This is a genomic window from Mesorhizobium sp. f-mel (assembly GCF_053850215.1).
Genome location: NZ_JBSPTO010000009.1, coordinates 22,300 through 36,238 on the forward strand (window position 1 = coordinate 22,300; position 13,939 = coordinate 36,238).

14 protein-coding genes and 1 pseudogene are annotated in these 13,939 nt (G+C 62.4%); 7 read left to right on the plus strand and 8 right to left on the minus strand.

What is annotated here, in order from left to right:
* Nucleotides 1-154 precede the first annotated feature (154 nt).
* From ACWUKX_RS13810 to ACWUKX_RS13820, 3 genes are read left to right on the plus strand one after another with little or no spacing between them, the layout of a single operon-like run.
* Nucleotides 155-1,261 (plus strand): peptidase C39 family protein, encoded by a 1,107-nt coding sequence (locus ACWUKX_RS13810; protein ID WP_456007367.1) that lies wholly within the window; start codon nt 155-157, stop codon nt 1,259-1,261.
* Nucleotides 1,258-2,721, plus strand: coding sequence for a RimK family protein (locus tag ACWUKX_RS13815; protein ID WP_029354461.1), 1,464 nt, complete (start codon nt 1,258-1,260; stop codon nt 2,719-2,721). Before ACWUKX_RS13810 ends, ACWUKX_RS13815 begins: the two co-directional genes overlap by 4 nt.
* A gap of 33 nt (nt 2,722-2,754) precedes the next feature.
* The gene (locus ACWUKX_RS13820) at nt 2,755-3,015 is read left to right on the plus strand and encodes a DUF3303 domain-containing protein (RefSeq protein WP_456007369.1); all 261 of its coding nucleotides are present in this window, start codon (nt 2,755-2,757) and stop codon (nt 3,013-3,015) included.
* A 23-nt stretch (nt 3,016-3,038) separates the two neighbouring features.
* On the opposite strand, the gene ACWUKX_RS13825 is transcribed toward ACWUKX_RS13820, so the two are convergent.
* The 3 genes from ACWUKX_RS13825 to ygfZ form a co-directional block, all read right to left on the minus strand.
* Nucleotides 3,039-5,174: a putative bifunctional diguanylate cyclase/phosphodiesterase gene (locus tag ACWUKX_RS13825; RefSeq protein WP_456007371.1), complete on the minus strand. Its 2,136-nt coding sequence runs from the start codon at nt 5,172-5,174 to the stop codon at nt 3,039-3,041.
* 66 nt (nt 5,175-5,240) lie between these two features.
* A complete protein-coding gene (locus ACWUKX_RS13830; RefSeq protein WP_456007373.1) occupies nt 5,241-5,873 on the minus strand; it encodes a hydrolase in 633 nt (210 codons plus the stop codon).
* Nucleotides 5,873-6,733, minus strand: a complete 861-nt coding sequence (ygfZ, locus tag ACWUKX_RS13835) for a CAF17-like 4Fe-4S cluster assembly/insertion protein YgfZ (protein ID WP_456007375.1) — start codon at nt 6,731-6,733, stop codon at nt 5,873-5,875. Before ygfZ ends, ACWUKX_RS13830 begins: the two co-directional genes overlap by 1 nt.
* Nucleotides 6,734-6,816: 83 nt before the next feature.
* On the opposite strand from ygfZ, the gene ACWUKX_RS13840 reads away from it, so the two are divergent.
* Nucleotides 6,817-8,148 (plus strand): dihydroorotase, encoded by a 1,332-nt coding sequence (locus ACWUKX_RS13840; protein ID WP_456007377.1) that lies wholly within the window; start codon nt 6,817-6,819, stop codon nt 8,146-8,148.
* 123 nt (nt 8,149-8,271) lie between these two features.
* On the opposite strand, the gene ACWUKX_RS13845 is transcribed toward ACWUKX_RS13840, so the two are convergent.
* The 4 genes from ACWUKX_RS13845 to ACWUKX_RS13860 form a co-directional block, all read right to left on the minus strand.
* On the minus strand, nt 8,272-9,075 hold the full coding sequence (locus ACWUKX_RS13845) for a hypothetical protein (protein WP_287091672.1): 804 nt from the start codon (nt 9,073-9,075) through the stop codon (nt 8,272-8,274).
* Between the two features lie 102 nt (nt 9,076-9,177).
* The gene (locus ACWUKX_RS13850; protein WP_029354447.1) at nt 9,178-9,435 is read right to left on the minus strand and encodes a hypothetical protein; all 258 of its coding nucleotides are present in this window, start codon (nt 9,433-9,435) and stop codon (nt 9,178-9,180) included.
* A gap of 308 nt (nt 9,436-9,743) precedes the next feature.
* Nucleotides 9,744-10,121, minus strand: coding sequence for a TIGR02301 family protein (locus ACWUKX_RS13855; protein ID WP_029354446.1), 378 nt, complete (start codon nt 10,119-10,121; stop codon nt 9,744-9,746).
* A 48-nt stretch (nt 10,122-10,169) separates the two neighbouring features.
* The gene (locus tag ACWUKX_RS13860; RefSeq protein ID WP_456007379.1) at nt 10,170-10,589 is read right to left on the minus strand and encodes an NUDIX hydrolase; all 420 of its coding nucleotides are present in this window, start codon (nt 10,587-10,589) and stop codon (nt 10,170-10,172) included.
* 123 nt (nt 10,590-10,712) lie between these two features.
* On the opposite strand from ACWUKX_RS13860, the gene ACWUKX_RS13865 reads away from it, so the two are divergent.
* Nucleotides 10,713-11,474, plus strand: a complete 762-nt coding sequence (locus ACWUKX_RS13865; protein WP_456007381.1) for an SOS response-associated peptidase — start codon at nt 10,713-10,715, stop codon at nt 11,472-11,474.
* A gap of 61 nt (nt 11,475-11,535) precedes the next feature.
* On the opposite strand, the gene ACWUKX_RS13870 is transcribed toward ACWUKX_RS13865, so the two are convergent.
* Nucleotides 11,536-11,691 carry a hypothetical protein gene (locus ACWUKX_RS13870; protein ID WP_082982528.1) on the minus strand — a complete coding sequence of 52 codons (156 nt, stop codon included), beginning with the start codon at nt 11,689-11,691 and terminating at the stop codon, nt 11,536-11,538.
* A gap of 389 nt (nt 11,692-12,080) precedes the next feature.
* On the opposite strand from ACWUKX_RS13870, the gene cysS reads away from it, so the two are divergent.
* Both cysS and ACWUKX_RS13880 read left to right on the plus strand, forming a co-directional pair.
* The gene (gene cysS / locus ACWUKX_RS13875; protein WP_456007383.1) at nt 12,081-13,553 is read left to right on the plus strand and encodes a cysteine--tRNA ligase; all 1,473 of its coding nucleotides are present in this window, start codon (nt 12,081-12,083) and stop codon (nt 13,551-13,553) included.
* Nucleotides 13,550-13,937 (plus strand): annotated as a pseudogene (locus ACWUKX_RS13880) (VOC family protein). The gene cysS and the pseudogene ACWUKX_RS13880 overlap by 4 nt, the downstream one beginning before the upstream one ends.
* Nucleotides 13,938-13,939 lie beyond the last annotated feature (2 nt).

Here is a 13,939-nt window from a genome sequence, read left to right on the forward strand (position 1 = left end):
TTCGATTTTCGGCGTCATGCGCCCGCCGAAACTGTCACAATTCGGCCCGAATCGAAGTGCGATAGCGCTTGACGGATGCTGGCGCTTCGGCTGTGTTGTCGACACTTCTGACCAGGGTCTTTTCCACAACCCAATCGAGGTTTTCCGAGCCCGCATGCCTGCCGAGATTCGCAAGGCCCGCGCGTCCGACGTCGATGACCTCGCCGTCATCGAGAAGGCTGTTTTCTCGAGCGACCGCATATCCCGCCGCTCCTTTCGCCAGCTGATCGAACGCGAAAGTGCCGAGCTGCTGGTTGCCGAAAGCGACGGCCGCGTCGCCGGCTATGCGGTCGTGCTGTTTCGCAAAGGCAGCGGCGTCGCGCGGCTCTATTCCATCGCCATCGGTCCCTTTTTCGGCGGGCTCGGCATTGGCCGCATGCTGCTGGCATCGGCGGAGGAGACCGCCTTCGAACACAACCGCATGATGCTGCGCCTCGAGGTGCGCGAGGACAACAGCCGAGCCATTCGCATCTACGAGCAGAGCGGCTACCGCAAGATCGGCCGCGAACCGGGCTATTACGAGGACGGCGCCACGGCGCTGCGCTACGAAAAGACTTTGCGCGGCGACATTCCGGTCGCCACCAAGGTGCCGTTCTACCAGCAGACCTGCGAATTCACCTGCGGCCCGTGCTGCCTGATGATGGCAATGGCCAATTTCGAGCCCGGCTTCGTGCCCGACCCAGTCATGGAAATCCGTTTGTGGCGCGAGGCGACCACCGTTTTCATGATGTCGGGGCCTGGCGGCTGTGAGCCGTTCGGCCTCGCCGTTGCCGGCCACGAAAGCGGGCTCTCTGCCGAGATATATGTCTCCTTCCATGGCGCGCTGTTCCTGCAGTCGGTGCGCAGCCAAGACAAGCGCCGGGTGATGGAACTGGCGCAGGTCGACTTTCGCCGGCGCGCGGAACTTTACGGCATCCCGGTGAATTACCGTCCATTCGCCATAGACGATATCCGCACCGCGATCGCCGAGGGGAAACTGGTGTTGGTCCTGATCAGCGGCTTCCTGATGTTCGGCAAGAAGGTTCCGCACTGGGTGCTGGCCATCGGCGACGACGGCGACCATATCCTGATCCACGATCCCTGGGTCGAAGACGAGAAACAGGAGACCATTCTTGATGCCGCCAATATTCCCGTGCCTTACGGCATCTTTATGAACATGGCGCAGTTCGGCCGCGACGGATTGCGTGCCGCCATTACCCTCGGAAAGCGCGACAGACAATGACCTGGGTCATCCTTACCGGCCGGCAGAACGATCTCGATCAGGTGGCGACACCGCACAAGATCATCACCAATCGCGACTACCTTGCCCATCCGGCGCTGTTTCGCGGCCAGCGGCCGAAGGTCATCAACCTGTCGAACAATTACGGCTATCAAAGCCGCGGCTACTATGCCTCGCTGCTCGCCGGCTCGCGCGGACACAAGGTCATCCCGACGGTCGAGACGATGATCGACCTGTCCGAGCGCAAGCTCTACGATCACGCGCTGCCGGAGCTGGAACTCGCGCTCAACAAGTGCCGCAAGGATCTGGGCGGCGCCTTTCCGCAAAAAGTCTGCATCTTCTTCGGCATCGGCCCGTCGAGGATATGGGATCGCTTTGCCAAGCTTTTGTTCGATTGGTTTCGCGCGCCGGCACTGGAAGTCCACATCACGGACAGCTCCGAATGGGCGTCGATCCGCAAGATCGGCTTCCATCCGCTGGCCAGGATGACCGAGGAGGAAGAAAAGCGCTTTCTTCAGTGCCTCGAGACCTACACCAACCGCGAGTGGCGTGACACCAAAGGCCGCACACCGGCGCGCTACACCTTCGCCACGCTGGTCGATCCGCACGAGGAGTTGCCGCCATCGGAGATCTCGTCGCTGCGCTACTGGGCCAAGATCGCCGAAAAGATGGGCGTCGAAATCGAGCCGATCACCAAAAAGGATTTGGCCAAACTCGCCAACTACGACGCGCTGTTCATCCGCGAGACCACTTCGATCTCCAACCACACTTATCGCTTCGCGCGCCGCGCCCAGCAGGAAGGCATGCCTGTCATCGATGATCCGCTGTCGATGATCCGCTGTACCAACAAGGTCTATCTTAACGAGCTGATGACCTACAACAAGGTTCCGGTGCCACCGACGGTGATGATCGCCGGCACCTCGGATCTCGAAGTCGCGGCGCAGACGCTGGGCTTTCCGCTGGTGCTGAAGATCCCGGACTCGTCGTTTTCACGCGGCGTCAAGAAATGCGCCACCTTCGAGGAGCTGAAGACGCTAGCCACCGAATGGCTGGAGGATTCCGATCTCTTGATCGCGCAGAAATTCATTCCGACCGAATATGACTGGCGCGTCGGCGTGCTCGGCGGCCAGCCTCTGTTTGCCGTGCACTATCTGATGGCCAAAAAGCACTGGCAGATCGTCAACCACAAGGCCAACGGCAAGCCCGACCAGGGCGGCATCAAGACCTTTACCTTGAAAGAGGCGCCGGCCCATGTCATCGAGACGGCGGTGAGGGCCGCGCGCTGTATCGGCGATGGCCTCTACGGGGTGGACCTCAAGGAGACCAAGGACGGTGTCTTCGTCATCGAGGTCAACGACAATCCCAACCTCGACCATGGCTGGGAGGATTCCGGCGAAAAAGATGAGGTCTGGGTGCGGCTGACGCAGTGGTTCCTGGAGCGGCTCGACCGGCCGGGGCGATAATCATCCGAGAGGGGGACAGAGATGCTGTTTTTTGTGACCGAGGATTTTCGCGGCTGTGATCGCAAGGAGATCTACCGTCGCTTCGGCGACCAGGGCCGCCTGAAGCCGGACGCGCTTCTGGTGCACCACAGCTGGATCGCGGCGGATATGAGCCGCTGCTTCCTGCTGGTGGAGGCCGATGACGTCACGCTCCTGCAACAGTGGGTCGTCGAATGGGCGGATCTGGTCGAATTCGAGATCGTTCCTGTGGCGACGAACAAGGACATGGTGGAGGCATTGAGCGGACACCTTTGACTGGCTCGTCTGGCCTGTCGCACTTAGCCGGATTGCCTGATCGCGGCGCGCGACTTCGGCAGGGGATTGATGTCCGCCGCCTTCGACGGTGCGCCGATCAAATAGCCCTGGGCCTCGACGCAGCCTTCCCTGCTCAGGAACTCCAGCTGGGCTTCGGTTTCGACGCCCTCGGCGGTGACGGTGATCCCAAGTTGGGCACCGAGGCCGATGACCGTCCGCACGATCGCGGCCGTGTCGCGCTTGTCGATGTCGCGAATAAAGGAGCGGTCGATCTTGATCTTGTCGACCGGGAAGCGGCGGAGATAGCTGAGCGACGAATAACCGATGCCGAAATCGTCCAGCGCGATACGGATGCCGAGGTCGCGCAACTGGCTGAGCGTCTTGAGCACGGTATCGCTCTCATCCATCAGCACCGTTTCGGTGATTTCCAGTTCAAGCCGATCGGCCGGCACGCCGGAAAATGCCAGCGCGGAGATCACGCTGCGGGCAAAGGTGCCGCTTTTGATCTGCACAGCCGAGACATTGACCGCGATACGCAGCCCATGCGGCCAGCCCGCCGCAACTGTGCAGGCGTTCCTCAGCGCCCATTCTCCCAGCGGCACGATCAGCCCAATCTCTTCGGTGACCGGGATGAAGTCGTCTGGCGGCACCAAGCCGCGTGCCGGCGAGTGCCACCGCATCAGGGCTTCGGCGCCGACGATTTCGCCGGAAGCGATGTTCATGATGGGTTGGAAGTCGAGCTCGAATTCCTGCCGCCGCAGCGCTGCCTCCAGATCGGTTTCGAGTGCGCGTCGTGCCCGCACCATCACATCCATGCCTGGCTCGAAGAAGCGATAGACGTTGCGTCCTTCGCTTTTCGCCCTGTAGAGGGCCATGTCGGCGTTTTTCAGCAGCGTGTCGGCATCCCTGCCGTCATCGGGGAAAAGGGCGATGCCAAGGCTGATGCCGATATGCATGTCGCGGCTTTTGTCGCGAAACGGCCTTCCGATGATGTCGACAATGCGTCTTGCCAGTTTTTCCGCGTCGCCGGCACCTTTGGTATTGGACTGGATGATGACGAACTCATCGCCGCCGAAACGAGCGACTACGTCCGTTTCGTTGCGTAGGCAACGTTGCAGCCGCTCGGCCACGCATTTCAGCAGCCAGTCGCCGGCCGGATGCCCCCAGGTGTCGTTGACGGCCTTGAAGCGATCGAGGTCGAGCGAGAATATCGCCAGGTCCGTGGCCTCATCCAAGGCCTGATCGAGCCGTTCGCGGAACATTGAGCGATTGGGCAGGTTGGTCAGCGTGTCGTGATGCGCAAGGTGGGTCATGCGCTCTTCGACGCGGCGGCGCTCGGTAACGTCGTCGAAGGTTGCGACCCATCCGCCGCCACTCATCGGCCGTCGCACGACCAAAAGGGTTCTGCCATCGGCAAGATGGCGGTAGTTCGACCGCATTTCTCCGGCTTGAAGGCAGGCCGCGGTTTTCGAGATTTCGCTGTCGATGTCGATCTCTGCATAGAGACCCAGGCGGACGAGTTGCTCGAGCGCGTCGCGGTGGCCCATGCCAAGCGGAATGTCGGCCGGCGTCACGTGGTAGAGTTCCAGGAAACGTTCGTTGCGCACGATCAGCCTGCCGTCCGAGTCATACATCAAAAGGCCTTGCGACATGTTGGCGAGTGCTGCGTCGAAACGGCGGTGCTGCTCCTTCAGTTCCTGTTCGGCACGCCGTTGCTCGGTGATGTCCTCATAGATCGACACCCAGCCCCCTGATGCAAGCGGCCGGTGCGAGATGTTAACTATGCGCCCATCCGACAGCGTTTCCTCATAGGTCGAAGGTTTCGCCTGGTCGATATAGGGCTTGCGGATGGCATAAAGTTCTTCGGCGCTGTGCGAGGCGACGCCGATGTCGACGCTGTGCTGGAGAATGTCGAAAAACCGGATGCCGGGCCGCACGATCTCGGCGTCGAGGCAGAAGATGCTGATATAATTGCCGTTGCAGATGATCATGTGCTCGTCGGCATCGAACATGGCCAAGCCATGCGACATGTTCTCGACGGCGGCCGAAAAACGATCATTCTGCTTGCGCAGTTCGTTTTCTATCCGTCGCGGCAGGCCTATGCCTTCGGCCCTCCGTCCGCGGACGGGCGAACCAGCCTTGGCATGAGTGACGGACATGAGGCGCGCCTGCAGACCGTGATCGAACACGGTACTGTTGTCCTTTCCGGTTAATTTACCGTTTTTTCAGTCGGCCGGCTGCACCGTTTGGCGCCGCGATCTCTCGATCGCCGCATACCGTTCGAGGAACGCGTTTTGCGCCCAGGTCACCGAACGCGGTGTGAAATCGAAGCGGTCGGCATTGAAGCCGCGCGGCCGGCCGAAGAATTCGGTCGCCTCGGCGGTCGAAAAGCCGGCAAGCAGCGTCGCCTCGAAATAGGCGGCGATCTGGTCTGCGCGCTTGATCTCCTTGCGCAGGCCCGCGCTAGGTTCGACCGGCAGCGAAAAGCGCAGATGGATGGCGCGCTGCAGCCTCAGCTCGCACTCCTTGTAGCTGCCGCCCATCACCGATTTGAACGGTGAGATCATGTCGCCGATGACATATTCCGGCGCGTCGTGCAGCAAAGCCGCCAGCCGCGCGTCGGCCGGGGCGTCTGGCACCAGCTCGCCGAAAAGCGCCTCGACCAGCAGCGAATGCTGGGCGACGGAAAAGGCGTGGTCGCCGCTGGTCTGGCCGTTCCAGCGGGCGACGCGGGCAAGCCCATGGGCGATGTCCGAAATCTCGATGTCGAGCGGCGAGGGGTCGAGCAGATCGAGCCGCCGGCCCGACAGCATGCGCTGCCAAGCGCGCGGCGGCGCGCCGGCACGGTCGGCCGCCATCAGGTCTCCTCCGCGCCGACAGGTTGCTGCGGGAAGGTGAACTTCGCCCAGGCAGGGATGGCGAGCGACACAGGGACGTCTTCCGCCATGATCGGCTGGCCGGCGTCGAGCGCTGCCTTGACGCGGTCGATACGGGCTATGGCGAGGCCTGCCGTGCCGGCGGCAGTGCCAAGCGTGCCGACCGGTCGCCCGGAAACTGTCAGTTCGGCGCCAGGAGCGGGCAGGGGCCGTTCGGCCGAAACGATCAGCACCCGCCGTCTGGCGGTGCCGCGATGCTGCATGCGCGAGACCACCTCCTGGCCGACATAGCAGCCCTTCCTGAAGCCGACGCCGCCGGTCTCGTCGAGCAGCACATCATGGGGGAAGGCGTCGCCGAGCGGATAGTCGCAGCCGCTTTCGGCAATCCCATGGGCGATGCGCAGAGCCTGCCATGCGGCCGGGTCGCCGCCCTCCGCCGTGCCGCCATAACAGCGCGTCACGGACGCGTCGCGGAACCGTGCATCGGCAACCGGCGTTGAATCAGCTTGCGAAGTGGTTGAATCACTTCCCCACGCGACGGTGACAAGCCCCTGATCTAACTTGGCGATCTCGACCTTGGCGCGCAATTTGTAGAGCATCAGCCGGCGCATGAAATCGTCTGATATATCGGCTCGGCATTCGAGGCGGAAGGAATTCTCGCCAGCGCGGGAGATCAGGAAGTCGAACAGGATCTTGCCTTGCGGCGTCAGCAAGGCGCCAGGTTTTGCTTCGCCCGCAGCCAGTGCGTCGAGGTCGGTGGTCAGAATGTTCTGCAAAAAAATCTCGGCATCCGGGCCTGACACGGAAATGAGGGCGCGGTCTTTCAATTGGGCGAAGGGCATGGGCGGAAAAAGAACCTGATCTTGCAAAACAGTCGGCCATTACGTAAGCCGCTGACACTCCCCCCGCAAGAGACCGGATCAGCATGGCCACGACCTACAACCTCATCCTGACAGGCGGCACGGTGGTCAACCACGATGGCGAGGGCCGGCGCGACATCGGCATCAACGGCGGGCGCATCGCCGCCATCGGCGATCTCGGCCAGGCATCAGCCGGCGAGACGGTCGACTGTCGTGGCCTGCACATCCTGCCCGGCGTCGTCGACAGCCAGGTGCATTTCCGCGAGCCAGGGCTGGAGCACAAGGAAGATTTGGAGACAGGCTCGCGGGCAGCGGTGCTGGGCGGCGTCACCGCGGTCTTCGAGATGCCCAACACCAACCCGCTGACCACCAGCGAAGCAGCCCTTGCCGACAAGGTTCGGCGCGCCACCGGCCGCATGCATTGCGACTTTGCCTTCTGGGTCGGCGGCACCCGCGACAATGCTGGGGATGCCGGCGAACTGGAGCGGCTACCCGGTGCTGCCGGCATAAAAGTATTCATGGGCTCGTCCACCGGCGACCTTTTGGTCGAGGACGATGTGGGCGTCGCCTCGATTCTGAGGAATACGCGCCGTCGGGCCGCCTTTCATTCCGAGGACGAGTTCCGGTTGCGCGAGCGGCTGAGTGAGCGCATCGAGGGCGATCCGTCCTCGCATCCGGTGTGGCGCGACGAGATCGCCGCCTTGCGCTGCACCGAGCGCCTGGTGCGCATCGCGCGCCAGGTTCGCGCCCGGATTCACGTGCTGCACATCTCGACCGCAGAGGAGATCGCCTTCCTCGAACAGCACAAGGACGTCGCGACCTGCGAGGCGACGCCGCATCACTTGACGCTGAGCCTGGACGATTATGCGCGGCTTGGCACGCTGATCCAGATGAACCCACCGGTGCGCGCATCGCGCCACCACGACGGCATCTGGCACGGCATTGCACAAGGCATTGTCGATGTGCTGGGTTCCGACCACGCCCCCCACACGCTGGCGGAGAAGGCAAAACTCTATCCTGCCTCGCCGTCCGGCATGACCGGCGTGCAGACACTGGTGCCGATCATGCTGGATCACGTCAATGCCGGCCGGCTGACGTTGCAACGTTTCGTCGACCTGTCCAGCCACGGCCCGCAGCGTATCTTCGGCATGGCCAGGAAAGGCCGCATCGCCGCCGGCTACGACGCCGATTTCACCATCGTCGATCTGAAGCGCCGCGAAACCATCACCAATGCGCAGGCCGGCTCCAAGGCCGGCTGGACGCCCTATGACGGCAGAGAAGTAACCGGGTGGCCGGTCGGAACAGTCGTCCGCGGCCGCCGCGTGATGTGGGAAGGCGAGATCGTCACGCCAGGGCAGGGCAAGGCTGTGGAGTTTTCCGAGGCGCTGCCGGTCTAGAGCGGCGGACTTTCAAATCGATCGGACCGCCAGTCTATCTCTTTCTTTGAGCATCGGCTTTCCCAAAGCGGGGACCCACTCCGATGCTCTAAGCGGGCTTGAGGGTAGGAAGGGCAATGCCGCTCAATCCCCGGCGACGAAGAATGTCCACTGTCCGTCCGGCGTGATGCCGACGCGGTAGAAGATGTAGGCGCCGAACTGCTTCATGCTGTCATAGTCGCCGGCGGTGACGATCTTGAACAGCTCGACCCGCTGCCTGGCGTCGAGCTTGTCCAGCGGCAGCGCGAAGAAATATGGCCAGACATAGAGCTCCTGCGGCGTGCCGGCATCGACATGGACATAGCCGGCACTGAGCACCTCTTCCAGGATGGCGAGGATCTCCTGGCCTTCCGTGTCGCCCGAAAGACCTTTCAGGAAGGTGATCGGGTCGCCTTCGATCTCGCTCAGCGACAATTGGGTCATCGTATCGCCCTGGCCGATCAACGGCCGGAGCTTTTCGATGTCGCCGCTCTTGCAGGCCTCGAGGATCAAATCGTGCATGCGCCTGACCGGCTCCGGCAGCTTGCCGAGATCGTAGACGACCTCGGGCAAGGGTTCATCCGGATCGGCTTGCGGATTGGCCATGCCACCATCGTCTTTTGGCCCCTCCGGTTCGACCTGTTCCCGCTCGTCGGGGGGCCTCGGCTGGTTGGTCGCAGGCGGTGTCGTGCCGAGCGGATCGGGCATCGGCACCGCGGTTCCGGGCGGCGACATGTCGTCATCGGCGGGCGGCGTGACTGGCGAGGGCAGGTCCTCGCGCTTGATTTCACTCAGCGCATAAGCAGGGCTGCTTGCGAGGCAAAAAGCCAGAGGGACCGCGGCGCAAAAAGCGACGAGCCGGATGCTGAGGGCCAAGCCACGCGGCTGGCCTGACGTCGAAAAATTCACCGCCTGCCTCTCCATGATTCCGTCCAGATGCCCAGGCCCGCCCAGGTGCCCGGGGCATGACCGCCCAAGCGGCACGCCGTCGTCAAAGAGCCTGATGCCGGTTCAGTGCCGCAGCCGTCCTGGTTCGAAGGCCCCGGCTATCACCTTTTCACGCATGCGGTCGAGCAGGGCAAGGGCCGAGGTCTCGCCATTGGCGCGCAGCATTTCACCGAACGCCGTTTCAAGGGCCGCCTCGGCGATGATTTCCGGCTCGATTCCTGCCGAAAGCCCTTCCGCCCAGGCCTCGCTGTGGCTTTCCACAGCGGTCAGGCGCTTTTCTTCCCTGACCAGCGCGTCGATGTCGTTGACGGCATGTTCCATTGCGATGTCCACCCTTTTCAAGCGGCGATCCGGCAGATGCGGATCAGGCTTGGGCTGTCCCTTTTTACACGCAGGTTAAGTAAGTACTTGTAAATACGACATTTCTAGGATCGTTTCGACAAGGGCTCGTCACGTTTTGCAAACCTGCGTTCGATCCGATTCAAACTTAGCCGATTAGGCCGGCGAGCGGGATGAAAACCTTCAGTTTGAGTTAATTCCACATCCGCCCCGTAACGTTTCGTTAATACCGTTGCAAAAGTGCAACACAAGGATTAAGGCGCCACCGGACAAGCAGCGAGGTGTCAAGGTCAGTTGCCGTAGCGCGACGCGATGTCGCGCGAGAGCGTCTCGCCTTCCTTCATATAGCGGCTGATGGCTTCGGTCGCCGAGGCGGTACACTGCGTGTAGGTGCCGCCGAAGGAGCGGTAGCCGCGGTTGAAGCTGGCGATGAAGCGGGCGCGCCGCTCCGAGTCCGGATTTTCCGAAGCAATCAGCTTCTCCATCTCGACCCGCCACTGGTCGCCCTTCTCGCCGCACAGATTACGCAGGAAATGCAGCGATCCAAGCACCTCCGCCAGCCGCATCAGCCCCGGCTCGAACGGCGACTCGGCGGCCAGAGCCGGCCGCGCCCCGAATGCCGTACTGGCGGCGAGGCAAGCTGCAAGGAAAAGCGATGCGCGGATCATGAGTCTATGTGGTCAAACAATCTGTCGCCTGCAAGGCGATTTTGGAGGTTACGCCCCTGCATTCCTGAGCAATTCTTCGGCAACGGCAAACACCGAAGCGGCAAGCGGCAGCGCCGTCATTTCGCTGAGCGTATAGAAGGCGGCGTTCTCGGCGTCCTCGCTGGCCACGGGCTCGCCGCCGGCATAGGTAGCGCCGAACACCGTCAGCAGATAGTCGACCGGGTGCCCGTCGCTGCCGCCGTCGATGTGGATTTCCCGAAGTGCGCGGTAGTTGTGCGCATGCAACCCGGTTTCCTCCAGCAATTCGCGTTGCGCGGCTTGTTCCAGCGTTTCGCCGACCTCGACCTTGCCGCCTGGAAACGCGTAAAATCCTTGCGAAGGCTGCCGCGCCCGCTTGACCAGCAGCACCGTGTCGCCGCGGACAATGGCGACCGAGACAGCCGGCAGAATCTTGCGCATTTCGTCCATGGATCTCCGATCGTCATCCGCTGCAGCCGGTTGTGGACCGGTCGGCGTGAAGAAGCATTAGCGGTTGCGCAACGCCAGTTCCATCGCCACCTTCGCATTCGACCGTTTCAACGAGTTTAGCTTATGTGCGGACGCTTTGCCTTGACCGCCACGCCGGACCAGACTGCCGCTTTTCTCGGTTTGGCGGAGCTGGAGGATTTTCCGGCCCGCTACAACATCGCGCCGACGCAGCCGGTCCTGATGGCGATTGCAGGCTTGCCGCAGGCGCCAGGGTCGAACCAGCCCGACCGGCGGTCGATGTTGGTGCGTTGGGGGCTGATCCCGGCCTGGGTGAAGGACACGCGTGAGTTTCCGCTGCTGTTCAACGCGCGCTCGGAGGGAGCAACGGAAAAGGCCTCGTTTCGCACCGCCATGCGCCATCGCCGCGCTTTGGTGCCGGCTTCCGGCTTCTACGAATGGCGTCAATCAGGCGGCAAGAGGGGGCAGCCCTATTGGGTGCGGCCGAGGCATGGCGGACTTGTCGCCTTCGCCGGGCTGATCGAGACCTATGCCGAGCCGGGCGGTTCCGAAATGGACACCGGCGCCATCCTGACCGTCAACGCCAATACCGACATCGCCCATAGCCATGACCGGATGCCGGTAGTGATAGATCCGCAGGATTTCGCCCGCTGGCTGGATTGCCGCACCCTGGAGCCGCGCGACGTGGCGGACCTGCTCAGACCGGCACAGCTCGACTTCTTCGAGGCTGTCCCGGTTTCCGACCTCGTCAACGAGGTCGCCAACACCGGACCGGAGATTCAGGAAAGGGGCGTCGTGGGGCCGGAGCCCGAGAATGCCAGGCGCCAGAATCCCGGCGCGGACGACAGTCAGATGACCTTGTTCTAGCAGCTATTTCCTGGCACATTCGGCGCCTCATTGCCGGCGCATGGCGTCGGCTGACGTCGCATCAGGCAGCGCGCGGCGATGTGATCTTTTGCGCCGGCTTTTTCTTCTTCGCGGTATGGAGAAGGGCGGCGACGATCGCGGCCGGGCCGATCGCCCGGTATTGGCTGGCGAGCGCCGGTTGCTTCGCGCTGCTGGAGTCCTGCTTGGTTCGGGGCATTTTTCTCTTCCCTGGTAACGTCTTCGTGTCCGCGTTTGCTGGTCGAATCCGACCAAATCGTGACATCTGGTGATCTAGCCGGCGAATGTTTCATGACTGTGCCGAGATGTTTAATAATATGTTTCACTGCGTCATTACCTGTGATCCGGCGACTCTTTTGCCGAAAGTTGCGACTTGACGGCAACACTGGGTGAGGCGATAAAGCCGCTCATGAGAACGTCTTTCGCCATTTGTGGCATTTGCATTATTGGCTAGCTTCGCGCTGGTCCGGACGTTTTCGCCTATCTTCCTTCTAGAGTGGACAAACGCCCCGGCCAGCAGGCTGGTGCCTGATTTGCGTCTCAGCGCAAGTGGCTCCAACCAAAAGGTAACGCACCGGGAAGGCACGAATGTCTGACGCATCGAAGGGCCTGCGCCTCTACAACACGCTGACGCGGACGAAGGAGGATTTCTTCCCGATCGATCCGCGCAATGTGCGCATGTATGTCTGCGGCCCGACGGTCTACGACTTTGCCCATATCGGCAACGCGCGGCCAGTGATCGTCTTCGACGTGCTGTTCCGTCTGCTGCGCCATCTCTACGGGCAAGCGCACGTCACCTATGTGCGCAACATCACGGATGTCGACGACAAGATCAACGACCGCGCACTGCGCGATTTCGGCGGCGAAATTGCCTCGGGAAAGCTGTCGCTGAACGAGGCGATCCGGCGCGTCACCGAAAAAACCGCCGACCAGTTCCACAAGGATGTGGCGACGCTCGGCTGCCTGGAACCGACGGTCGAGCCGCGCGCCACCGAATTCGTCGAGCCGCGCGCCGATGGCAAAGTCGACATGATCTCCTTGATTCAACGGTTGATCGAACGCCGCCATGCTTATGTTGCGGCAGGCGAAGTTCTGTTCGACACGGCCTCGATGCCGGACTACGGCCAGTTGTCGAATCGCAATCTCGACGAACAGCAGGCCGGCGCTCGCGTCGCCGTCGATCCCCACAAGAAGAACCCTGGCGATTTCGTGCTGTGGAAGCTGTCCTCGCCGGAAGAGCCGGGCTGGGACAGCCCGTGGGGCAGAGGCCGGCCGGGCTGGCACATCGAGTGCTCGGCGATGTCGGCCGCCTATCTCGGCGAGGTCTTCGACATCCATGGCGGCGGGCTCGACCTGATCTTCCCGCACCACGAAAACGAGATCGCCCAGTCGCGCTGCGCCCACGGCACTGACGTGATGGCCAAGGTATGGATGCACAACGGCTTCCTGCAGGTCGAGGGGCAGAAGATGTCCAAGAGCCTGGGCAACTTCTACTCGATCAACGAGTTGCTGGAGACGGATACCTTTGGCGGCCGCAAATGGCCGGGCGAGGTGCTCAGGCTGGCGATGCTGATGACGCATTATCGCGAGCCGATCGACTTTTCCGTGCGCAAGCTGGAAGAGGCGGAAAACACGCTGCGCAAATGGAAGCGGGCGGCGGATCTGGCACCGGGGGCGGCAAAGCAATTGCCGGTGGAAGTGGTGGAAGCCCTGTCGGACGATCTCGCAACCTATTCTGCGTTCCAGGTGCTGACGCAGTTGGCCGGTGAGGCTGTAGATTTCAGTGCTGCCGATGGCGGCAAGGCTGCCGCAGCGGGCAACGATGCTGCCGCTTCGCTGAAGGCGGCGTTGCTGTTCCTCGGCTTCGACGTCACGCCGACCAAGGTCGATGAAGACGCCATCGCCAGGGCGATCGCCAAACGGCTCGCACTGATCGCCGCCGGAAATTGGGCCGAGGCCGACCGCATCCGTGCCGACTTGCTGGCGCAAGGTATTCAGTTGAAGGACGGCAAAGATCCCGTCACCGGCGCCCGCATCACCACTTGGGAGGTAAAAAGATGATCGATCATCTTGGCATCACCGTTTCCGATTTCGACGCTTCCAAGGCGTTCTATGACAAGGCGATGGCGCCGCTCGGTGCCGCGCTCCTCTATATGGTGCCGCAGGAATATACCGGCGGCGCCAAGGTCGGCGGCTATGGCCGGGACCGGCCGGTGTTTTGGCTGCATCAAGGCAAGGACAAGCCGAAGGACCGTCAGCACGTCGCCTTCACTGCGCGCAGCCGCGCCGAGGTCGACGCCTTCTACGCAGCCGCAATCGCCGCCGGCGGCAAGGACAATGGCGGGCCAGGCCTGCGTCCGCACTATCACGCGAACTACTATGGCGCCTTTGTCTTCGACCCTGACGGCAAACAATATCGAAGCCGTCTGCCATGCCGCGGAGTGAAG